22 protein-coding genes and 3 tRNA genes are annotated in these 21,583 nt (G+C 71.9%); 15 read left to right on the forward strand and 10 right to left on the reverse strand.

What is annotated here, in order from left to right; all coding sequences use genetic code 11:
• Nucleotides 1–20 precede the first annotated feature (20 nt).
• From NI26_RS00630 to NI26_RS00645, 4 genes are all read right to left on the reverse strand, one after another.
• Nucleotides 21–803: a YqjF family protein gene (locus tag NI26_RS00630; protein ID WP_066657590.1), complete on the reverse strand. Its 783-nt coding sequence runs from the start codon at nucleotides 801–803 to the stop codon at nucleotides 21–23.
• A complete protein-coding gene (locus NI26_RS00635; protein WP_066651387.1) occupies nucleotides 800–1,630 on the reverse strand; it encodes a nitroreductase family protein in 831 nt (276 codons plus the stop codon). The genes NI26_RS00630 and NI26_RS00635 overlap by 4 nt, the downstream gene beginning before the upstream one ends.
• 27 nt (nucleotides 1,631–1,657) lie before the next feature.
• A complete protein-coding gene (locus tag NI26_RS00640) occupies nucleotides 1,658–2,029 on the reverse strand; it encodes a hypothetical protein (RefSeq protein ID WP_066651391.1) in 372 nt (123 codons plus the stop codon).
• A 111-nt stretch (nucleotides 2,030–2,140) separates the two neighbouring features.
• The gene (locus tag NI26_RS00645; RefSeq protein ID WP_058729711.1) at nucleotides 2,141–2,578 is read right to left on the reverse strand and encodes an Lrp/AsnC family transcriptional regulator; all 438 of its coding nucleotides are present in this window, start codon (nucleotides 2,576–2,578) and stop codon (nucleotides 2,141–2,143) included.
• A gap of 235 nt (nucleotides 2,579–2,813) precedes the next feature.
• Here NI26_RS00645 and ddaH point away from each other — a divergent pair, with 235 nt between their 5' ends.
• Nucleotides 2,814–3,701 (forward strand): dimethylargininase, encoded by an 888-nt coding sequence (ddaH, locus tag NI26_RS00650; RefSeq protein WP_066651393.1) that lies wholly within the window; start codon nucleotides 2,814–2,816, stop codon nucleotides 3,699–3,701.
• 2 nt (nucleotides 3,702–3,703) lie between these two features.
• Entirely contained in the window at nucleotides 3,704–4,975 is a 1,272-nt protein-coding gene (rocD, locus tag NI26_RS00655; RefSeq protein ID WP_066651395.1) for an ornithine--oxo-acid transaminase, read from the forward strand.
• 260 nt (nucleotides 4,976–5,235) lie between these two features.
• Here the strand turns inward: rocD and NI26_RS00660 are convergent, their stop codons facing one another.
• A complete protein-coding gene (locus NI26_RS00660) occupies nucleotides 5,236–6,231 on the reverse strand; it encodes an SDR family oxidoreductase (RefSeq protein ID WP_066657592.1) in 996 nt (331 codons plus the stop codon).
• 58 nt (nucleotides 6,232–6,289) lie between these two features.
• Nucleotides 6,290–6,955 carry a hypothetical protein gene (locus NI26_RS16355; protein WP_144411187.1) on the reverse strand — a complete coding sequence of 222 codons (666 nt, stop codon included), beginning with the start codon at nucleotides 6,953–6,955 and terminating at the stop codon, nucleotides 6,290–6,292.
• Nucleotides 6,956–7,163: 208 nt separating this feature from the next.
• Between NI26_RS16355 and NI26_RS00670 the strand changes: the two genes are divergently transcribed.
• Nucleotides 7,164–8,174, forward strand: coding sequence for an aldo/keto reductase family protein (locus NI26_RS00670; RefSeq protein ID WP_066657594.1), 1,011 nt, complete (start codon nucleotides 7,164–7,166; stop codon nucleotides 8,172–8,174).
• 171 nt (nucleotides 8,175–8,345) lie between these two features.
• Here NI26_RS00670 and NI26_RS00675 read toward each other — a convergent pair.
• From NI26_RS00675 to NI26_RS00685, 3 genes are all read right to left on the reverse strand, one after another.
• Nucleotides 8,346–8,418 (reverse strand) — tRNA-Phe (locus NI26_RS00675).
• A gap of 1 nt (nucleotide 8,419) precedes the next feature.
• Nucleotides 8,420–8,496: transfer RNA gene (locus NI26_RS00680), tRNA-Asp, on the reverse strand.
• A gap of 50 nt (nucleotides 8,497–8,546) precedes the next feature.
• Nucleotides 8,547–8,619 (reverse strand) — tRNA-Glu (locus tag NI26_RS00685).
• A gap of 255 nt (nucleotides 8,620–8,874) precedes the next feature.
• Between NI26_RS00685 and NI26_RS00690 the strand changes: the two genes are divergently transcribed.
• Together NI26_RS00690 and NI26_RS00695 are read left to right on the forward strand one after the other, a co-directional pair.
• Nucleotides 8,875–10,158 carry a M23 family metallopeptidase gene (locus tag NI26_RS00690; protein ID WP_066651398.1) on the forward strand — a complete coding sequence of 428 codons (1,284 nt, stop codon included), beginning with the start codon at nucleotides 8,875–8,877 and terminating at the stop codon, nucleotides 10,156–10,158.
• Nucleotides 10,159–10,191: 33 nt separating this feature from the next.
• Entirely contained in the window at nucleotides 10,192–11,637 is a 1,446-nt protein-coding gene (locus tag NI26_RS00695; RefSeq protein WP_066651399.1) for a C40 family peptidase, read from the forward strand.
• Between the two features lie 153 nt (nucleotides 11,638–11,790).
• On the opposite strand, the gene NI26_RS00700 is transcribed toward NI26_RS00695, so the two are convergent.
• A complete protein-coding gene (locus NI26_RS00700) occupies nucleotides 11,791–12,282 on the reverse strand; it encodes an inorganic diphosphatase (RefSeq protein ID WP_066651400.1) in 492 nt (163 codons plus the stop codon).
• A gap of 51 nt (nucleotides 12,283–12,333) precedes the next feature.
• Here NI26_RS00700 and tilS point away from each other — a divergent pair, with 51 nt between their 5' ends.
• The 10 genes from tilS to NI26_RS00750 all read left to right on the forward strand — a co-directional run bounded on the left by tilS (nucleotide 12,334) and on the right by NI26_RS00750 (nucleotide 21,486).
• On the forward strand, nucleotides 12,334–13,353 hold the full coding sequence (tilS, locus tag NI26_RS00705; protein WP_066651402.1) for a tRNA lysidine(34) synthetase TilS: 1,020 nt from the start codon (nucleotides 12,334–12,336) through the stop codon (nucleotides 13,351–13,353).
• Between the two features lie 9 nt (nucleotides 13,354–13,362).
• Nucleotides 13,363–13,914 (forward strand): hypoxanthine phosphoribosyltransferase, encoded by a 552-nt coding sequence (gene hpt / locus NI26_RS00710; protein WP_031272831.1) that lies wholly within the window; start codon nucleotides 13,363–13,365, stop codon nucleotides 13,912–13,914.
• A gap of 165 nt (nucleotides 13,915–14,079) precedes the next feature.
• On the forward strand, nucleotides 14,080–16,068 hold the full coding sequence (gene ftsH / locus NI26_RS00715) for an ATP-dependent zinc metalloprotease FtsH (RefSeq protein WP_066651404.1): 1,989 nt from the start codon (nucleotides 14,080–14,082) through the stop codon (nucleotides 16,066–16,068).
• Between the two features lie 6 nt (nucleotides 16,069–16,074).
• On the forward strand, nucleotides 16,075–17,079 hold the full coding sequence (gene folP, locus NI26_RS00720; RefSeq protein WP_235426409.1) for a dihydropteroate synthase: 1,005 nt from the start codon (nucleotides 16,075–16,077) through the stop codon (nucleotides 17,077–17,079).
• Nucleotides 17,076–17,465: a dihydroneopterin aldolase gene (gene folB / locus NI26_RS00725; protein ID WP_066651406.1), complete on the forward strand. Its 390-nt coding sequence runs from the start codon at nucleotides 17,076–17,078 to the stop codon at nucleotides 17,463–17,465. Before folP ends, folB begins: the two co-directional genes overlap by 4 nt.
• Complete coding sequence (gene folK / locus NI26_RS00730; RefSeq protein WP_235426411.1) at nucleotides 17,462–17,995, forward strand: 2-amino-4-hydroxy-6-hydroxymethyldihydropteridine diphosphokinase; 534 nt, start codon at nucleotides 17,462–17,464, stop codon at nucleotides 17,993–17,995. The genes folB and folK overlap by 4 nt, the downstream gene beginning before the upstream one ends.
• The gene (locus NI26_RS00735) at nucleotides 17,992–18,480 is read left to right on the forward strand and encodes a DUF3180 domain-containing protein (RefSeq protein WP_066651410.1); all 489 of its coding nucleotides are present in this window, start codon (nucleotides 17,992–17,994) and stop codon (nucleotides 18,478–18,480) included. Before folK ends, NI26_RS00735 begins: the two co-directional genes overlap by 4 nt.
• Nucleotides 18,481–18,502: 22 nt before the next feature.
• Entirely contained in the window at nucleotides 18,503–19,024 is a 522-nt protein-coding gene (locus NI26_RS00740) for a PH domain-containing protein (RefSeq protein WP_066651411.1), read from the forward strand.
• A 9-nt stretch (nucleotides 19,025–19,033) separates the two neighbouring features.
• Nucleotides 19,034–20,797: a PH domain-containing protein gene (locus NI26_RS00745; RefSeq protein WP_081984531.1), complete on the forward strand. Its 1,764-nt coding sequence runs from the start codon at nucleotides 19,034–19,036 to the stop codon at nucleotides 20,795–20,797.
• Nucleotides 20,794–21,486 carry a Rossmann-like and DUF2520 domain-containing protein gene (locus tag NI26_RS00750; RefSeq protein WP_235426412.1) on the forward strand — a complete coding sequence of 231 codons (693 nt, stop codon included), beginning with the start codon at nucleotides 20,794–20,796 and terminating at the stop codon, nucleotides 21,484–21,486. The genes NI26_RS00745 and NI26_RS00750 overlap by 4 nt, the downstream gene beginning before the upstream one ends.
• Nucleotides 21,487–21,583: the final 97 nt, after the last annotated feature.

Below are 21,583 nucleotides of genomic sequence, written 5' to 3' on the forward strand. Positions count from 1 at the left end.
CGGCACGATCGGCACGACAGTCAGCGTCCCCGCCCGAACCGCGTGGTCACCCCCGGCGAGTACAGCACCGAGTCCGGCTCCAGTCCGGACAGTCCGAAGGGCAGCCCCGCAGCCGCCACCAGGTCGTCCCGCAGCGACACGAGGGACGCCCGGTGCAGCGGCCACGACTCGTGCTCGTTCGGCCAGTAGCGCGTCGCACCGACCCGCCGCACGTGCATGCCCCACCGTGCCGTCAGGAACGTCTCGAGGGGCGTCGGCTCGTCGACCGCGTCGCCCACCCGGACGTCGAAGGTCGACCGCAGGTGCGTCCCGTGCCGACGCATCGCGTAGCCCACCCGGCCGTCGGTCTTCCGGATCGCCGCGTGCGCCCACCAGTACGGCAGGCCCGTCGCGACCCGTGCGCCGATCGTCGGCAGGAGCTTCCCGGCGTCCAGCGACAGGAACGCGACGCCTCGACGGCCCTGGTCGTCGCACGTGTAGACGCGCACGTTGACCTCGACGAAGTCGCCGACACTGCTGGCCCGTCCGAGCCCGCCGAGCGGCGGGAAGCGCGTGTCCGTGAAGCGGAACCCGATGAGGCCCACCCAGGTGGTCGCGCCGTCGTCCGTCCCGTCCGGCGCCATCGTGTCCGGGTGCGCTCCGGCGGGCAGCAGCGGTGCCACCGCCGACACGTCGACGCGCCAGTGCACGAAGACCACGTCGAGCCAGTCCTGCGAGATCCACGGCGTCCCGCGCAGGGGCGGTGCCTCCGGCGAGACGGCCGGGAGGCCCGGCTCGCCCCCGCCCCGCTGTCCGGCGGTCACGAGACGGTCCCGTCGGTCGCGCGGGCAGCGTCCGGCGCGTCGTCCCACCCCTGCTGCGGGGTGGCGCAGGTCCCGCGGAACACGTACTGCGACGGGCGCTTCCGTTCGTTCGACACCCAGTCGATGGCGGGACGTCGACGCTCCGGCGGCAGGTAGCCGATCCGGTAGACGGCCATCAGCTCGAGCTCCGGCGGCACCGCGAGGAGCCGCTCGACCTCGGCCCAGGCCTCCTCGACCTCCATCGGGAAGGACACGAACTGGATCCCGAGGCCGAGCTCGGTCGTCGCGAGCCAGACGTTCTCCATCGCCGCGCCCATGCTGAACACGGAGTAGAAGGCGTTGCGCGCCTCCTTCCGGTACTCGTCGCGGTCGAGCATCACCCCGAGCAGGAGCGGCGACCCGGCGACGAGCTTCCGGTTCTCCTCGCCGAGGGTCTGCGGTACCCGGAGCGTGTTCATGAGGAGCTGCCCGCGCTTGGTGAACACCTGCTTCGTGAAGGGCTTGAGCGGTCCCGGCAGCTTGTCGAACAGCATCCCGTCCCGACGTTCGTCCATCTCGGCCTGCGAGAACCGGAAGTACGGACGGTAGCGCGTGAAGAACGACCCCTCGGCCATCGTCTGCGTCATCGACCGGCCGCTGATGTCGGCGATGCGGTCGATGGTGTCGCGCTCCTCGACGATGACGAAGCGCCACGGTTGGCTGTTCAACTGCGAGGGTGCACGTCCTGCGAGCTCCATCAGCAGCCGCTGGTGCTCCTCGGACACCGGGTCGGGCAGGAACGCGCCGTTGGTCGTGCGCCGGCGTCGGATGGCCTCGAAGAGCTCCACTGCATCCCTCGTGTCTCGTCGTCGCGGTCAGCGCCGTGCGAGCAACGCCCCCAGGTAGGACGGTGCGGCGGCGACCGCGACTCTCCAGTGTGCTCCGGAGCGGGGGTTCGTGCGTGGAGCGAGGGCGAGGGGGACGAGCGCCGGCAGCAGGAACAGTGCGGAGCGGTCCCGTGTCCAGGCCGGGGTGGTCGCGGCGACCCCGGTCAGCGTCGCGGTCACGACGAAGAGGCCGTGGTGCACGACGCGGAGCTTCTCCGTGCGGATGACCCGGACCGCGACCGCGGTGCCCCAGAGGCAGTTCGCGACGTACGCGGCGGCGGCTGCGGCGACCAGGCGCCGGGCCGCCGGCGGACGCGTGGGAGTGGCGCCGCGCCTCCCGGCCGTCCTCCCGATTCCCACGACCGCGACCCTACGCGCGGGACGCTCGCAAGACGCAACGTGGGCGCTCCCTCGGACCGCTGTGCCGCTGCGCACCGTCGCCGACGTTGCGTTCCGCGGAGGAGACGGGGGCTACGCGGACTCGCGGGAGACGAGCTTCGACAGGACGATGGCGCTGCGGGTGTGGTCGACCTGCGGGGCCAGGCGCACCCGGTCGAGCGCGAGCTCGAGCGCCGGCAGGTCACGGGAGCGCATGTGCACGACGGCGTCGGCGCTGCCGGTGACGGTCCCGGCGTCCACGACCTCGGGCACGGTGTCGAGCAGCGTACGGAGCTCGTCGGGGGAGACGGTGCCGCGGCAGTACAGCTCGACCCAGGCCTCGGTCCCGCGGTCCTCGACCGCGGGGTCGACCTTGATCGTGAAGCCCTGGATGACCCCGTCGGCGACCAGGCGGTCGACCCGACGCTTGACCGCCGACGCGGAGAGGCCGACCACCGACCCGATGTCGCCGTAGCCGGCTCGGGCGTTCTCCCGGAGCTGGTCCAGGATGCGGTGGTCGAGCGTGTCCATGTTCGTCGATCGTACGCGGGGTTCTTGCGAGCCAGGTGCGTCCGACGCAGGAATCGTGCGTCACCCGAACGGGTGCCATGCGCTCGTGGACGGGGTACTGCACCGATCGGACCGTTCGTGTCAGACTGCTGCTGGCGTCGACCTGGTCCGCTGCGGTGAGTGAGCCTGCATCTCATCGGAGTGCTTCATCCGTGGTGGTTCCTGGCAGACTCGGGCCCCGGTCCCAGGAGGACTGATGTCGAACACCGCAACCGAACCGCAGGCCGCACCGGCCCGTGTCGCCACGAAGCGCACGATCCTGATGTGCAAGCCGACGCACTACACGGTGAGCTACCGGATCAACCCGTGGATGCACCCCGAGGAGCCGACCGACACGTCGAAGGCCGTCGAGCAGTGGCAGTCGCTCGTCGACGTCTACGAGCAGCTCGGCTTCGACATCTCCTACATCGAGCCGATCGAGGGCCTGCCGGACATGGTCTACGCGGCCAACGGCGGCTTCGTGCTCGACGGCGTCGCGTACGGCGCGAAGTTCCAGTACCCCGAGCGCCAGCCCGAGGGACCCGCGTACATGGACTGGTTCCGCAGCGCCGGCCTCACCGTCGCCGAGCCCGAGGAGACCAACGAGGGCGAGGGTGACTTCCTGCTGATCGGCGACACCATCTTCGCCGGCACCGGCTTCCGCTCCGACAGCACCTCGCACGAGGAGCTCGCCCGCATCTACGGCCGCGAGGTCGTCACCCTCAAGCTCATCAACCCGAGCTTCTACCACCTCGACACCGCCATCGCCGTGCTCGACCCGGAGCCCGACGCGACCGGCCGTTCGAACATCGCCTACCTGGAGAGCGCCTTCGACGAGCCCTCGCTGGCGATCCTGCGCGAGCGCTTCTCCGACGCGGTCATCGCGACCGAGGAGGACGCCGCGATCCTCGGCCTCAACTCGTACTCCGACGGCTACAACGTCGTGATCGCATCGCGTGCGACGACCTTCGCCGAGCAGCTGCGTGAGAAGGGCTACAACCCGATCGGTGTCGACCTGTCCGAGCTGCTGCTCGGCGGCGGCGGCGTGAAGTGCTGCACGCTCGACCTGCACCCCGTCGGCACCGGCACCTCGGTCGCGCGGTAACCGTGAGCACCGCGACCGGAGCCGGCACCCACGCGGGTGCCGGCGCGTCCGGCGACGCCACCGTAGCCGGTGGTGCCACCGCCGCCGCGCTCGCCGTCGAGGACCGCTCCCTCGCCCACAACTACAGCCCGCTGCCGGTCGTCATCGCGTCCGGCCAGGGTGCGTGGGTGACCGACGTCGACGGCAAGCGCTACCTGGACGGACTCGCCGCGTACTCCGCGGTGAACTTCGGCCACGGCAACCCCCGGCTGCTCGACGCCGCCCGGGCCCAGCTCGACCGGGTGACCCTGACGAGCCGCGCGTTCGTGAACGACCGGCTCGGACCCTTCGCCGCCGCTCTGGCATCGCTGACCGACACCGAACTCGTGCTCCCGATGAACACCGGGGCCGAGGCCGTCGAGTCCGCGATCAAGGTGTCGCGCGCCTGGGGCTACCGCGTCAAGGGCGTGCCGGCCGGGCAGGCCACGATCATCGTCGCGTCCGGGAACTTCCACGGGCGCACCACCACGATCGTGTCGTTCTCGGACGACCCCTCGGCCCGCGAGGACTTCGGCCCGTACACGCCGGGCTTCCGCACGGTGCCGTACGGCGATGCAGCGGCGCTGCGGGAGGCGATGGACGAGACCGTCGTCGCCGTCCTGCTCGAGCCGATCCAGGGCGAGGGCGGCGTGGTCATCCCGCCCGAGTCCTACCTGCCCGAGGTCCGCGCGGTCTGCGACGAGTTCGGTGCGCTGTTCGTCGCCGACGAGATCCAGTCCGGGCTCGGGCGCACCGGGCACACCCTGGCCGTCTCGCGTGTCGGTGTCCGACCCGACCTGATCACGCTCGGCAAGGCCCTGGGCGGCGGCATCGTCCCGGTGTCGGCCGTCGTCGGCTCCCGCGAGGTGCTCGGCGTCCTGCGTCCCGGCGAACACGGATCGACGTTCGGCGGCAACCCGCTCGCGGCCGCCGTCGGGTCCGAGGTCGTCGCGATGCTCGGCGAGGGCACGTTCCAGCAGCGCGCGCTCGACGGCGAACCGCTGCTCCGTGGGCTGCTCGACGAGCTCGTCGGGCACGGGGTCGTCTCGCACCGGGTCGCCGGACTCTGGGCGGGGATCGACATCGACCCCGCGCTCGGCACCGGCAAGGAGATCGCGCACGACCTGGCCGACCGCGGCGTGCTCGTGAAGGACACGCACGGGTCGACGATCCGCTTCGCGCCGCCGCTCGTCGTCACCGACGACGAGGTGCGTCTGGCGATCGGGACCCTCGGCGAGGTGCTGGCCGCGCGATAGACGCGACCACCCGACGGACGGGAGGCGCGGTGCCAGCGGGTGCCGCGCCTCCCGTCCGTTGCGCTCGGCCGCGCCCGCGTCGCCCACCGCGCCCGCGTCGCTCACCGCGCGCGTCAGCACCCGTCCGCACAACCGGAGGCACGTCGCGCCACGCGATTCCGTTGCGCGACGTGCCTCCGGTTGTGCACCGGCGCCTCGCGCTGTGCGCCGTGCGCCGCGCACGTCGCGCCGTGCGCCGCGCGCGTCGCACCCGCCCCGCGTCAGCGCACCTGCCAGCGCTCGACGAGCTGGTCCATCAGCCCGTCGAGGTGCTCGTCCGTCACCTGGCGCGACGGGTCGGCGTCGAACCACGCGACGATCTCCCGCGCCCCCTGCCGGATCGACGTCGTCTGCGCGAACTCGGGCACGAGCGTCTGCACCTTCGTGTTGTCGAAGACCGAGGTGTTCGCCTTGTCTCCGAGCAGGCTCGCGCCCCAGTCGGCGTCGAGCGCGTCGATCGCGTCGGCCGGGACGTGCACGAGCTGCAGGTCCTCGACCCCCGCGGCCGCCGCCAGCTCGTGGGCGATGCGGTCCCAGGTCGGGGCCTCGTCGCCGGTGATGTGGAACGCCTCGCCGATCGCCTCGGCACGGTCGAGCAGCCCGACGAACCCGACCGCGAAGTCCCGCGCGTGCGTGATCGTCCACAGCGAGCTGCCGTCGCCGGTCACGACGATCGGCTTCCCGGCGCGCATCCGTCCGAGCACCGTCCACCCGCCCGAGAACGGCACGAGGGTCTCGTCGTAGGTGTGCGACGGCCGGATGATCGTCATCGGGAAGTCGTCCTCGCGGTACGCCTTCGTGAGCAGGTCCTCGCACGCGATCTTGTCGCGGGAGTACTGCCAGAACGGGTTCTTCAGCGGCGTCGACTCGGTGATCGGCAGGTGCGTCGCGGGCGTCTGGTACGCCGAGGCCGACGAGATGAAGACGTACTGGTTCGTCCGACCCGTGAACACCTCGATGTCCCGCTGCACCTGGTCGGGCGTGAAGGCCACGAAGTCGATGACGACGTCCCAGTGCTGGTCACCGATCGCGGCTTCCAGCGCGGTGCGGTCGGAGACGTCTGCCTGGAGGCGCGTCACGGCATCCGGGATCGGCCGCTTGTCCGTCGCGCCCCGGTTGAGCACGGTGACGTCGTACCCCTGCTCGACGGCTTCGCGGACGCACGCGGCGCTGATGATGCCGCTGCCGCCGATGAACAGCACGCTCGGTCCCGACATGGATGCTCCCTTGCTCCCGGCGGTGCCGCTGTGCACCGCGCCCCTGCGATCCTGCCCCTCATCCGCTGGGTCGGGCGTCGAGGACCGCGCTGAGCGACGTCACGTCCGCCGCCCACTCGGCGGCGGCGGGGTGGATCCAGCCGAGCAGCTCGAGCGCATCGTCGAGGTCGCGGTGGAGGTCCCGCTGGTGGATCGGTTCGTGGTGCGCGGCGCGGTTCCGGACGAAGTGCAGCTGTTGCATGCGAGCCCGGACCTGTCGCTGCCGTGTCAGGACGTCGGCCGGACCACAGGGGAAGGCGCGGTGCAGAGCCGGCGTCCAGAGCGACGTGAGGTAGCGGGATTCGACCAGGTACCGCCAGAAGCCGAACGAGAGCTCCGCCAGGACCCGACCGTGCACTTCCGGGCGCCGCCCACCGCGCGTCGCTCTGGCCCGTGCCTTCGCCAGGTCGCGGCGTCCCGGTCCGTCCAACGGCGCGACGTCGAACCACGTCGCCTCTCGACGCCGAGATCTTGCCCAGCGCCGCAGTTCGGTGTCCATGGCGTTCCTTGCCACGACCTCGACGACACCGGTCAACTCCGTCACGGCTGCAGCAGCCCGCATGTTCCACTCGTAGAGCCGGAGCGCTCCCGCCACCCGCCCCGCAGATCGCTCGTAGGACGCCAGCCGCTCCCTGGTGAGCACCTCGACGAGCGCGTCGTCGCGTGTGACCTGCCGTCCTTCCACCGACGATCCCCCTCCGTGTAGCATCGTTCCCGAAGACCCCGGAACGATCACTGGCCTCGGCCACATCGCCGGGGTTTCGTCTTGCCCCGAGCAACTGATACTTCACGGTAGCGGCTCCGGAGTGAACGGTGGAGGCGGCACGGTCGACGCGGACTACCGTCACGGGTCGGGGCGCACCGACGCGCTCCACGACAGGAGTGACACGCACATGGAGTACCGCTACCTCGGCAACTCGGGCCTCAAGGTCTCCGAGATCACCTACGGCAACTGGCTCACCCACGCATCCCAGGTCGAGAACGACGCGGCGATCGCCTGCGTCCGGGCCGCGCTCGACGTCGGCATCTCGACGTTCGACACCGCCGACGTCTACGCGAACACCGGCGCCGAGACCGTCCTCGGCGAGGCGCTCAAGGGGGAGCGGCGCCAGTCCCTCGAGATCGCCACGAAGGTCTTCGGTCCGACCGGCCCGAAGGGGCACAACGACACCGGGCTGAGCCGGAAGCACATCCTCGAGTCGATCGACGGCTCGCTCGAGCGGCTGCAGACCGACTACGTCGACCTGTACCAGGCGCACCGCTTCGACCACGAGACGCCGCTCGAGGAGACGATGCAGGCCTTCGCCGACGTCGTGCGGCAGGGCAAGGTTCTGTACGTCGGCGTCTCGGAGTGGACCGCGGACCAGCTCCGGGCCGGTGCCGAGCTCGCGAAGGACCTCGGGTTCCAGCTCATCTCGAACCAGCCGCAGTACTCAGCGCTCTGGCGGGTCATCGAGGGCGAGGTCGTCCCCGCGTCGAAGGAGCTCGGGATCTCGCAGATCGTCTGGTCCCCGATCGCGCAGGGCGTCCTGACGGGCAAGTACCAGCCCGGTCAGCCGCTGCCCGAGGGCTCGCGCGCCACTGACGACAAGGGCGGCGCGAAGATGATCGAGCGCTTCATGAACGACGAGACGCTCTCGGCGGTGCAGGAGCTGAAGCCGATCGCGGACGAGCTGAGCCTGTCGATGGCGCAGCTCGCGGTGGCCTGGGTGCTGCAGAACGAGAACGTGGCGTCGGCGATCATCGGTGCCTCGCGTCCGGAGCAGGTGCACGACAACGCCGGCGCTGCCGGGGTGCAGATCCCCGCGGAGCTGATGTCCCGCATCGACGACGCCCTCGGGTCGGTCGTCGAGCGCGACCCGGCGAAGACGAACGACAGCAGCCCGAAGACCCGCGAGGCCTGAGGCTGCGGAGCCGCAGCGGTCCCGCTGCACAACCGGAAGCACGTCGCGCCAGGGAAGTCCGTGGCGCGACGTGCTTCTCGTTGTGCGCGCGCAGGTCGAGCCGCCGAAGTGCGACGAGCGACGGCCGGGAACGCAAAAGAGCCCCTCACTCTCGTGAGGGGCTCTTCACCGTGGCTGGACACGGCATCGATCCGTGGACCTTTCGATTTTCAGTCGAACGCTCTACCAACTGAGCTATCCAGCCGTGGCGACCCTGACGGGACTTGAACCCGCGACCTCCGCCGTGACAGGGCGGCACGCTAACCAACTGCGCTACAGGGCCATATTGTGTTGTGTTCGGTGTCGTACTGCTGCTTGCTCACTCACGTGGAGTGACCCCAACGGGATTCGAACCCGTGCTGCCGCCGTGAAAGGGCGGTGTCCTAGGCCACTAAACGATAGGGCCGCAAGCTGCGCCGTGCGCTACCGGGAGTCAAGCATACGGACGCTCTGCGTGATGCACAAATCGAGTGCCCCCGAGCGTGCATCCCCGGCGTGTCGCGCCGTCCCCGTGGGCATCGGTCGGGCGCTCGGTGCGACCATCATGGGCGGCCGAGGCCCTCGCTCGGGGGTGTCCCTGCCGTGACCCGTGTTGTTACTGTTGCGTCTGTTGACAGTGTGGCGTGCCCGAGCCTCGCCGCACCGTTACGAAACCGAGACCATGTCGCCTGCACCCCACCGCATCCCCCGCCCCCGCTCCCGCCGCCGCGTGATCGCCGCCGCGGTCGCCGTCGTGCTCTCCGCCGGGGCACTCGCCGCGGTCGGCCCGGTCTCCGCGGCATCGGCTGCTGGGTACCCCAGCTGGTCGGACGTCGAGCAGGCCAAGGCATCGAAGGACGCCCAGCAGGCCAAGGTCACCGAGATCAAGGCGCTCCTGCAGGACCTGACCGCGAAGGCATCGGCCGCGCAGCAGGAGTCCGAGGCAGCCGGCACGGCCTACCAGACGGCGCAGACGAAGTACGACGCGGCGACGCTCGAGCAGCAGACGCTGCAGCACCAGGCGGACGACGCCGACCGCACCGCGAAGCGTTCCGAGGAGCAGGCCGGCCAGCTCGCCGCGCAGCTCGGTCGCGCGAGTGCGAACGACGTGACGACCGACATCCTCACGCACCCGTCCGACTCGGGTGACCTGCTCTACGAGCTCGGCGCGATGTCGAAGCTCACGGAGCAGGCCGACGGCATCTACTCGCAGGCCTCGCAGGACCGCGGTGTCGCCCAGGGCCTCGCCGACCGCGCCGAGCAGGCGAAGGAGGCCCTCGGCACCCTCGCCGACGCGGCCCAGGCGAAGATGCAGGCGGCCCAGGACGCCGCCGACCGGGCACAGACCGCGGTCGACGCGCAGGCGGACAACAAGGCCCGCCTCGAGGCGCAGCTCACCCTGCTGACCACGAACGCGAAGGACGTCGAGGCCGAGTACGACAAGGGCGTCGCTGCCGAGAAGGCCCGTGAGGCGGCCCGGGCTGCGGCGGCCGCGAAGGCTGCCGAGCAGGCGGCCGCGACGGGCCAGGGCGGCTCCGGCGGCGGGGCCCCGAACTCCTCCGGGTGGGTCCGTCCCGCCGGCGGGTACCAGACGAGCCCGTACGGCTACCGCGTCGACCCGTACACCCACTACCGGGCACTGCACGCCGGCGTCGACCTCGCGCCCGCCTGCTACGCCCCGATCTACGCCGCCCACGCCGGCACGGTGACGTTCGCGGCCAACGGCGGCGGCTACGGCAACGAGGTCGTCCTCGACAACGGCGGCGGCATCTCCACCGCCTACGGGCACATCGTCGACGGCGGCATCCTCGTCTCCGTCGGGCAGCACGTCGAGGCCGGACAGCAGATCGCGAAGATCGGCTCGACCGGTTGGTCGACCGGATGCCACCTCCACTTCGAGACCCGGGTGAACGGCTCCGCCGTCGACCCGGTCCCCTTCATGGCAGCGCGGGGGATCTCGGTATGAGCAACAGCGCCGTCGAGAGGCCCTGAGCGAGACATGAAGCCCTCCACCCTGTCCGGCTGCACCGCGGTCGTCGCCGTCCTCGGCATCGGTCTGTCGGTCGTCCTCGCCGGTCCCGCCCAGGCAGCTCCCTCGGCCCCGAGCTGGGACGACGTGCGCCAGGCGAAGGCCGACACGGCGCAGGCCCAGACGACGGCGGACGAGCTGAGTGCCCGGCTGCAGACGCTGCAGGACGCCGCGGACAGCGCCGAGGTCTCCGAGCTCCAGGCGGCGCAGGACTACGCGATGGCGGTGTCGCAGCAGCAGGAGGCGCAGGCGTCCCTCGACGACCTGACGGCGCAGGCGAAGCGTGCCGAGCGGCGGGCGGACGAGTCGGCGGCCCAGGTCGCCGGGCTCGTGGTCGAGCTCTCCCGCACGGGCGGCGGTGACCTGTCGACCTCGATGCTCGTCGACGCCTCGGACGCGAAGGACCTGCTCTACCGCGTGGGAACGGTCTCGCACCTGTCCGAGCGTTCGGCCCGTGTGCTCGCACAGGCACAGACCGACCAGAACACCGTCGAGTCGATCGCCGCGCAGCAGTCGGCGGCGACGAAGGCCCTCGCCGCAGCGACCACGAAGTCCGAGCGTGCCCTCGACGACGCCAACGACGCGTCCGCCTCGGCTCGTGCCCGGGTGCAGCAGCAGCAGGACGAGCAGTCCGAGGTGCTCGACCAGCTGGCGTTCCTCAAGGGGACGAGCAAGGCGACCGAGACGGCGTACTGGAACGAGCAGCAGGCGAAGCGGGCCGAGCAGCAGCTCGCTGCCAGGACCGCCGCCGCCTCCCGTGACACGGCACCCAGCGCCGGCGACTCCGGTGGCAGCAGCGACCCCGCGTCGCCGTCCGTGCCGTCGCGCCCGAGCACGAACCAGCCGAGCACGACGCAGCCGAACACGAGCCCCTCGCGCCCGAGCACGAGCCCGTCGCGCCCGAGCACGACGCAGCCGAACACGACCCCGTCACGTCCGGCTCCCGCGCCCGCGCCCGCGCCGGCCCCTGCGCCGGCGCCGGCCCCCGCTCCGGCCCCCGCACCGGCACCGGTCTCGAGCCCGTCGAAGGCCGCCGGCGCCATCGCGTTCGCCCGTGCCCAGCTCGGCAAGCCGTACGTGCTGACCGGCGCGGGTCCGAACACCTGGGACTGCTCCGGCCTGGTGATGATGGCGTACAACTCGCAGGGCATCGCGACCGGCGGGCACAACGTCGTCTGGCAGTACAACCACTTCGCGTCGATCGGCCGGCTCGTCCCGCTGTCGCAGCGCCAGCCGGGCGACATCCTCTTCTACTCGTCGAACGGCAGCGTCTCCGGCGCCTACCACGACAGCATCGTCACGAGCTACGGCACGATGGTCGAGGCCGCCCGCCCCGGTGTCGGCGTGGTCGAGCGCGGCATCTGGTTGCCGAACCAGCTCCTGCCGTACGTCGCCCGCCCGAGCGGCTCGCTCTAGCCCGAGCGACCGGCCGGCGACCGGCGACCGGCACCGGCACCGGCGACCGGTGACCGACGACCGACGACCGGAGTCCGAGCGACCGGCGACCAGCACGAACGACAGCGCCCGCGCTCCCCTCGGGGAGCGCGGGCGCCGTCGTTCGTGCGAGCGTCAGTGACCGGCGGGCACGTACGCGGCCTGGCCGGCCTGCACGATCGCCTCGGCCTCCGCGGCGTCGCCCCAGCCGTCGGCCTTGACCCACTTGTTCGGCTCGAGGTCCTTGTAGCGCTCGAAGAAGTGCGCGATCTCGGCCTTGGTCTGCTCGTCGACGTCCGAGATGTCCTGGATGTGCTGCCAGCGCGGGTCCTTCGCGGGGACCACGAGGACCTTCGCGTCGTTGCCGGCCTCGTCGCTCATCTTGAAGACACCGACGGGGCGGACCTTCACGCCGACGCCCGGGAACACCGGGTACTCGAGCAGCAGGAGCGCGTCCACGGGGTCGCCGTCGTCGGCCAGCGTGTTCTCGAAGAACCCGTAGTCGGTCGGGTAGACGAAGGACGTGAACAGCACGCGGTCGAGGTACACACGACCGGTCTCGTGGTCGACCTCGTACTTGTTGCGGCTGCCCTTGGGGATCTCGACGACGACGTCGTACGCGGTCATGGTGCGCTCCTGGTCTCATGTGCGGGAAGAAAGCGCGGCTAACGTTACCGGGTGAACACTCCGCGTCCCCGGTTGGACCCGGCCGTCGCCGCGACCCGGCTGGCGGTCCGGACGCTCCTCGCCCAGGCTCGTGACGAGGGGCTGCTGCACCGCGGCGACCTGGTCACGGTCGCGCTGAGCGGGGGAGCGGACTCGCTCGCGCTCGCCGCGGCCACCGCGTTCGAGGCACCGAAGCAGGACCTGCGGGCCGGCGCGGTCGTGGTCGACCACGCGCTCCAGGCGGGCAGCGAGGCGGTGGCGAGCCGTGCCTCCCGGACGGCCGCGTCGGTGGGTCTCGACCCGGTGACGGTCCGCAGGGTCGCGGTCGGCACGGACGGTGGTCCGGAGGGCGCCGCCCGGGAGGCACGGCACGCCGCCGTCGCGGAGGTCGCCGCCGACACCGGGTCACCCCTGGTGCTGTTCGGCCACACGCTCGACGACCAGGCCGAGACCGTGCTGCTGGGCCTGCTGCGGGGCAGCGGGCCGGACGCGCTGTCCGGCATGCCGCCGCTCGCGCGACGCGCGACCGGGCCGGCGTACGGCCGGCCGCTCCTCGGTGTCCGCCGGCACACGACCCGGCAGGCGGCGGTCGCCGCGGGCCTCGTGCCGTGGGACGACCCGCAGAACGACGACCCCGCGTACGCACGGGTGCGCGTCCGGAGCACGCTGATGCCGGCGCTCGAGCGGGAGCTCGGCGCGGGGGTGCCCGAGGCGCTCGCCCGCACCGCCGAGCAGCTCCGCGAGGACGCCGCGGCACTCGACCACTTCGCCGAGGAGATGGCGGAGGACCTCGCCGAGCACTCCGAGGCAGGCATCTCGCTCTCCGTGCCGGAGCTGCTGGCGAACCCGCCGGCGCTCCGGCAGCGACTCGTCCGCCTGGCGGTCGAGGGGGAGTTCGGCGTGACGCTGTCCCGCACGCAGACGCTCGAGGTCTGCCGGCTCGTGACCGACTGGCGCGGGCAGGGCCCGGTCGACCTGCCGGGGGTCCGGGCGTCGCGCGAGGGCGAGCGCATCGCGTTCGCCGCCCGTTAGAGTGCTCTGGTGGAACTCTCCGACGTCCAGGCAGACCTGTCCGAAGTGCTCTTCACCCCCGAGCAGATCGACGAGAAGCTCGCCGAACTCGCCGCGGTGGTCGACCGTGACTACGCGGGGAAGGACCCGCTGCTCGTCGGCGTGCTGAAGGGCGCCGTCATGGTCATGGCGGACTTCTCGCGGCACCTCAAGATGCAGGCGCGCATGGACTGGATGGCGGTCTCGTCGTACGGCTCCGGCACGAAGTCGTCCGGCGTCGTGCGGATCCTCAAGGACCTCGACACCGACCTGCACGGCCGCGACGTCATCATCGTCGAGGACATCATCGACTCCGGCCTGACGCTGTCCTGGCTGAAGCAGAACCTCGAGTCCCGCGGTGCCGCGAGCGTCGAGATCGTCGCGCTGCTCCGCAAGCCCGAGGCCGCCAAGGTCGAGGTCGACGTGAAGTACGCCGGCTTCGAGATCCCCGACGCGTTCGTGGTCGGCTACGGCCTGGACTTCGACGAGCGCTACCGCAACCTGCGCGGCATCGGCGTCCTCGCGCCGCACGTCTACTCCTGAGGCCCGCCGGGCCGTCCGGACCACGGGCGGCCCGTACGGCTCCCTCCGGGCACAGGTGGAGTTCGCCCGCAGAGGACACCCATTCTCGCCACAGAGTCACCGCCGTATGCTGACCTCCACGCAACTCCGGCAGAGAAAGGTGTCGGGCCATCGCGCCCGGATCACATGAACTTCAAGCGCATCTTCCGCGGCCCGTACCTCTACGTGCTCATCGCGCTGGTCGGCATCTTCATCGGCTGGAGCGTGATCGCACAGTCCGGCACGCAGCAGATCGACACCCAGAAGGGTCTCGAGCAGCTCGCCGACGGCAAGGTCTCGTCCGTGGTCGTCAACTCGACCGAGCAGCGCGTCGACCTGACCCTCAAGGACGGCAACGCGAAGGAGCAGTTCTACTACTCCACGCCGCGTGGCGAAGAGGTCGTCTCGGCCGTCAACGACGCGAACCTGCCCGACGGGTACAACGACGTGGTGAACCAGGGCAACTGGTTCCTGTCGCTCCTCGGGATCATCCTGCCGTTCCTCATCATCGGCGCCCTGTTCTGGTTCCTGCTCTCGAGTGCCCAGGGCGGCGGCTCGAAGGTCATGCAGTTCGGCAAGTCGCGCGCGAAGATGAACAACAAGGAGAACCCGCAGGTCACCTTCGCCGACGTCGCCGGTTCGGACGAGGCGATCGAGGAGCTCCACGAGATCAAGGAGTTCCTGCAGGAGCCCGCGAAGTTCCAGGCGGTCGGCGCGAAGATCCCGAAGGGCGTGCTGCTGTACGGCCCTCCCGGCACCGGCAAGACCCTGCTCGCACGCGCCGTCGCGGGCGAGGCCGGCGTGCCGTTCTACTCGATCTCCGGTTCGGACTTCGTCGAGATGTTCGTCGGTGTCGGTGCGAGCCGCGTCCGTGACCTGTTCGAGCAGGCCAAGCAGAACGCCCCCGCGATCGTCTTCATCGACGAGATCGACGCCGTGGGCCGCCACCGTGGCGCCGGCATCGGCGGTGGCAACGACGAGCGCGAGCAGACGCTGAACCAGCTCCTCGTCGAGATGGACGGCTTCGACGGCAAGACGAACGTCATCCTCATCGCGGCGACGAACCGCCCCGACGTCCTCGACCCCGCGCTCCTGCGTCCGGGCCGCTTCGACCGCCAGATCGGCGTCGACGCCCCGAGCCTGCAGGGCCGCAAGCAGATCCTCGAGGTGCACGCGAAGGGCAAGCCGCTCGCTGCGAGCGTCGACCTCGAGCTCCTCGCCCGCAAGACGCCGGGCTTCACCGGTGCCGACCTGGCGAACGTCCTCAACGAGGCCGCCCTGCTCACCGCCCGGTCGAACGCGCAGCTCATCGACAACCGCGCCCTGGACGAGGCCGTCGACCGCGTCATGGCGGGTCCGCAGCGCCGCACGCGCATCATGTCCGACCAGGAGAAGCTGATCACGGCGTACCACGAGGGTGGTCACGCCCTGGCCGCCGCCGCGATGCGCCACACCGACCCGGTGACGAAGATCACGATCCTGCCGCGTGGTCGCGCCCTCGGCTACACGATGGTGCTCCCGCTCGAGGACAAGTACTCCGTGACCCGCAACGAGCTCCTCGACCAGCTCACCTACGCCATGGGTGGCCGCGTCGCCGAGGAGATCGTGTTCCACGACCCGACCACGGGTGCGTCGAACGACATCGAGAAGGCCACGTCGACCGCACGCAAGATGGTCACCGAGTACGGCATGAGTCGTGCCGTCGGTTCCGTCAAGCTCGGGTCGGGCTCGAGCGAGCCGTTCGTCGGCCGCGAGATGGGCGGCAGCAGCGGACGCGACTACTCGGAGAACATCGCCGAGACGGTCGACGCCGAGACCCGTGCCCTGCTCGAGGCGGCGCACGACGAGGCCTACCAGGTGCTCAACGACAACCGCGACATCCTCGACCGCCTGGCCGGCGAGCTCCTCGACAAGGAGACGCTGGACGCGCCGGAGCTCGTCGAGATCTTCAAGGACGTCCGCAAGCTCCCGGAGCGCCCGCAGTGGCTCTCGAGCGACCGTCGTCCGGTCTCGAACCTGCCCGCGATCGAGTTCCCGGGCAAGGCTGCGTCGACCGCGGCGGAGCAGGGCGACACCGAGTCGTCGTCGAAGCCTCGTCGTCGCCCGTTCGGCAACCCCGGTATCGCCCCCGCGTAGGCCGGCATGACCGACCTGCCGACGAGACGCTCCCGTCGCCTCGCCGAGGCGGACCGCGCCCGTGCCGCCGAGCACGAGGCGCGGACCGCCGCGGCGGAACTGCCGACGGTCGCGATCGACCTCCGTGCGCCGGCACCGGTGCCCGAGATCGTGACCGGCCGGCGGCGTGACCGCGCGTCGAGCGGCAGCGCCGGCGGACCGGACGACCGCACGCGGGTGATGGGCATCCTCAACGTCACGCCGGACTCGTTCAGCGACGGCGGCCTGCACCTGGCGGTCGACGCCGCGATCGCGCACGCCCGCGACCTCGTCCGCGCAGGAGCGGACCTGGTCGACGTCGGCGGCGAGTCGACCCGACCCGGTGCCGAGCGGGTGCCCGTGGCGGTCGAGCAGCAGCGCGTCCTGCCGGTCGTCCGGCAGCTCGTGTCCGAGGGCATCGCGGTGAGCGTCGACACCATGAACGCGTCGACCGCCGAGCGCGCGGTCGAGGCCGGCGCCGCGATCGTCAACGACGTCTCGGGCGGCCTCGCCGATGACGACATGGCGAGGGTCGTGCGCGACACCGGTGCCGGCTTCGTCGTGATGCACTGGCGTGGGCACAGCGACCGGATGCACCGGAACGCCGAGTACGCGCACGCGGTCGAGGAGGTCCGGCGCGAGGTCGAGCTCCGCGTCGCCGAACTGATCGTCCTCGGAATCCGCGAGGAGCAGGTGGTCATCGACCCCGGCCTCGGCTTCGCCAAGCACGGCGCCCAGAACTGGGAGATCCTGGCCGGGTACGAGCGCTTCGCCTCGATCGGCCTGCCGGTGCTCGTCGCCGCCTCTCGCAAGCGGTTCCTCGACGGTGTCGGCAGTGCTGCCGGCGCACCGCCGCGCGACCGCGACCTCGCCACCGCCGCCATCAGCCTGCTCGCCGCCGAACGCGGCGCGTGGGGGGTGCGCGTACACGACCCCGCACCGACCCGTGCGGTGCTCGACGTCTGGGATGCCTGGAGGGCAGCACGATCGTGAGGGACACCATCCGACTGACCGGGGTCCGTGCCCGGGGGAACCACGGCGTGTTCGACCACGAGCGCGCCGACGGCCAGGACTTCGTCGTCGACGTCGCGGTCGAGGTCGACGCCCGTGTGTCGTCGGGGTCCGACGACCTGGCCGACACCGTGCACTACGGGGTCGTCGCCGAGCAGGTCGTGGCCGAGATCGAGGGCGGGCCCGTCGACCTCATCGAGACCCTCGCCGAGCGCATCGCGTCCGCGGTCCTCACCCACCGGGCGGCGCTCGCGGTCGAGGTCACCGTGCACAAGCCCCAGGCGCCGATCACGGTGCCGTTCTCCGACGTCTCGATCACGATCCGCCGCACCCGCGGTGGATCGGTGTCCCACGAGGAAGAAGAGTGAGCCGGGCAGTCATCGCCCTCGGTGCGAACCTCGGGGACCGCGGGAGCACCCTGCGGGCCGCGGCGCAGGCGATCGCGGCCGTGCCGGGCATCCGGCCGGTGGCGTCGAGCCACGAGGTCGAGTCCGTCGCCCTGACGCTCGACGGGCTCGACGACAGCAAGCCCCGGTACCGCAACGGCGTCGTCGTGGTGGAGACCGACCTGGCGCCGCACGACCTGCTCGACGCCCTGCACCGCATCGAGGACGACCACGGACGCACCCGCGAGGTCCGCTGGGGCGACCGCACCCTCGACCTCGACGTGATCGCCGTCGACGACCTGCTGATCGACTCCGGGACGCTCACCGTCCCGCACCCGCGGGCGGGGGAGCGCGCGTTCGTGCTCGCACCGTGGCTCGACGCCGACCCGGACGCGGTCCTGCCCGGCGCCGGACGCGTCGCGGACCTGCTCGACGGACTCGGCGACGACACCGAGCGCGTCGACGAGCCCCGGCTCTTCGACGCCGTGCCCGGGTCGGGGTCCGCCGCGTGAACCCCACCCGCGCCTCCACCCTGATCAGCGTCGCGGTCGTCGCCGTCGTCGCCGGGTTCGCGCTCGACGCCGTCCTGGCCTCGCGCCAGGCGCCCACCCTGCTGCTCTCGACGCCCCTCGGCGTGACGCTCGCGCTGATCGGCGTCGCGGTCGTCGCGATGGCTCGACCCGTGCGCCGCCACGCCCGCGACGGCGCGACCCGGCAGCACCCCGTCGACCCGCTCTACGCCACGCGCGTGGTCGTCCTGGCGAAGGCCTCGAGCCTGGCCGGTGCGCTCTTCGGGGCGTTCGCGGCCGGGCTGTTGCTGTACCTCCTGACCAGGTCGGCCCTGCCGCCGCTAGGCTCGGTCCTGCCGAACGCCGTCGCGGTCGGGGGCGGTCTCGTGCTCGTGGTGTGTGCGCTCGTCGCCGAGCGGATGTGCATGGCGCCGCCACCGGGCGACGACGACGACGACCTGCCGCGGGGTGGGACGACGGCGAACTGACCGACGACCGCAGGAGGCCGTGATGCCGCTGGAACGACTCGACGAGCCGGGCCTCGGCCTGACCGGGACCACGTGGACGCGGGTGTCGCCGAAGCTCGTCTGGACGGAGCTCGTCAGCACGATCGTGGTCGGGGTCGTCGTGACCGCCGGGTGCGTGCTCTTCGCGGTGCTCTTCGGCGGGTTCGGGGGCGCCGCCGGCACGGTGTGGAGCTGCGTCGCGATCGTGGTCGCCCTCGTCGCGCTGGTCACCGCCGTCCTGACGCCCCGTCGGGTCCGAGCGATCGGCTACGCCCTGCGCGACGACGACCTCGTGCTGCGCCGCGGGCTCATGTGGCAGCGCTTCACCGCGGTGCCGTACGGCCGCATGCAGCTCGTCGACGTGAACCGCGGACCGCTCGACCGGATCCTCGGGCTCAGCGAGCTGAAGTTCGTCACCGCGGCCGCCGCGACCAACGTGCGGATCCCGGGCATCCCCGCCGCCGACGCCGACGAGCTGCGCGACCGGCTCGTCGAGCTCGCCGAGTCCCGCCGCGCCGGGCTCTAGGGAGTCGTCGTGACGTTCCGACCCGGACCGCCGCCGCCCGCGCCCCCGCGGCGTGGCGATGCTGCCGCTGCCGCTCCGCTGACCGACGGCGAGTGGCACCGCCTGCACCCGCTGACGCCGCTGCTCAAGGGCGGCATCTTCCTCATCGTGATCCTCGGGTACGTGCTCAACAACCTGCGGGACCAGCTCCTCGAGTTCTTCGTCCCGGGCGGCGCACCGCAGGACGACGGCGACCCGGTCCGCTACGTCTGGGAGCACGGCGCCGTCGGCTGGGTGCTGCTCGGGGTGGTCGTGCTCCTGCTGGTGCTCTTGGGGCTCTTCACCGTCTCCTGGCGGATGCACGAGTTCCGCGTGACCGGCGACGTGGTCGAGGTCCGCTCGGGCGTGCTGTTCCGCAGCCACCGCAAGGCGCGGCTCGACCGGATCCAGGGCATCAACATCTCGCGGCCGGTGGTCCCGCGGATCTTCGGGACGGCGAAGCTCGAGATCGCCCAGGCCGGCAACGACGCCAACGTGCAGCTCGCGTACCTGGGTGCGCGGGCAGCCGACGACCTCCGGCAGCGCATCCTCGTGCTCGCCTCCGGCGCGCAGGACGACGAGGAGACGGCCCGTCGCGACTCGAACGGCGTGCTGCAGGACCGTGTCGGCGAGCTCTTCTCGCCGGAGCTCGACCCCGCCGCCGTGCACGCGACGCGCATCGTCAAGGTGCACCCCGGACGCCTGATCGCGTCGATGCTGCTCTCCGGGACGACGGTGTTCTTCGTCGTGGTGATCGTCGCGATGATCGTCAGCATCGCGATCACGGGTGAGTACGGCATCCTGATCGGTCTGTTCCCGGTGGTGATCGGTGCCGGCGGCTACACCGTCCGGAAGTTCTCGCGCTCGCTGCAGTACACGATCGCCGAGACCCGCGACGGCATCCGGATCGGCTTCGGTCTCGTCTCGACGTCGAACGAGACGCTGCCGCCCGGGCGCATCCACGCGGTGAGCGTCGCGCAGCCGCTGCTCTGGCGTCCGTTCGGTTGGTGGGACGTCCGCATCAACCGTGCGACGAACGCCGGCAACGGGGCGTCGAACAACCAGCAGGTGTCCTCGATCGTGCTGCCGGTCGGTCGCGCCGAGGACGTCCGCGAGGTCCTCGACATCATCCTGCCGGGGCTCGTCGGCACCGCGGTCGCCGGACCGACGGCGTCGCGCGAGGAGCTCCGCGAGGGCTCGTCCGAGGCGGTCAACGTCGTCGACGACAGCCTCACGACGACGGGGGACCGCGGCGGGTTCGTGCACTCCCCGCGTCGCGGCGCCTGGCTCCGCCCGTTCTCGTTCCGCCGCAACGGCTACCGCTTCGTGCAGGGCGCGGTGCTGCTCCGTCTCGGAGCCGTCTGGCGCTCGCTCGTGATCGTGCCGCTGCCGCGCGTGCAGAGCGTCAAGGTCGAGCAGGGGCCGCTCGAGCGGGTGCTCCGGCTCGCGACCGCACACGTCCACACCGTGTCCGGTCCCGTCTCGGCGCGGATCGGCGCGCTGGACGCGCTCGACGCCCAGCGCCTCTGGTCGGAGAGCGCGCACCGCGCCGTCGAGGCCGCGGCGGTCGACACCACGCACCGCTGGCGCGCCCGGGAGGCCCGCCGCACCCCCGCCACACACGCCCCGGACGGACAGGTGGTGGCGACCGCCGCCGACGCAGCTCCCACGGGAACGTGGCGGGCCGACGGGGGGACGCAGGCCGTGCCTCCCGGCCGCTGGTCCGACGTGCCGCCGCCCGGAGCGCTCCGGTGAGGGCCGGACGACTCGGCGTCGGCATCGTCGGCGCGGGCCGGGTCGGACCGGTGCTCGGGGCGGCCCTGGCGAACGCCGAGCACGCCGTCGTCGGTGTGACGGCCGTCTCCGACGCGGGCCGCGACCGCGCCGAGGCGATGCTCCCCGGTGCCCCCGTCCTCGCGACCCCCGACCTGGTCGAGCGCAGCGAGCTCGTGCTGCTCGCCGTCCCGGACGACCAGCTCGCCGGACTCGTGCAGGGCCTGGCGGACGCCGGGATCTGGCAGCCGGGCCAGCTCGTCGTGCACACCAGTCCGGACCACGGTGTCGACGTCCTGCGGCCCGCCCTGTCGGCCGGCGCGATCCCGCTCGCGATCCACCCGGCGATGGCGTTCACCGGCACGAGCGTCGACCTCGCCCGGCTCCGGGACGCCCACTGCGCGGTGACCGCCCCGGCGCCCGTGCTGCCGATCGCCCAGGCGCTCGTGGTCGAGATGGGTGCGGAGCCGTTCGTCGTGTCCGAGCAGGACCGGCCGGCGTACGCGGATGCCGTGCGCGCCGCGGTGTCGTTCTCGACCGCCATCGTGGACCAGTCCGCCGGGACGCTGTCCGGCATCGGCGTCGAGCGCCCCGGACTCGTGCTCGGCGCCCTCGTGCGCTCGGCCGTCGACAACGCGCTGGCCGCGGCCGACGGTCGGGCGGACCACTAGCGCCCGCTCCCCGCCGACACCCGGCGGGCCCTGCACGCCGCTGGGGGCCACGAGGACGGGCGGGAGCGGAGCGGCCGGTACCATCGGTGCATCCCCA

This window comes from Curtobacterium sp. MR_MD2014 (assembly GCF_000772085.1).
Classification (GTDB): domain Bacteria; phylum Actinomycetota; class Actinomycetes; order Actinomycetales; family Microbacteriaceae; genus Curtobacterium.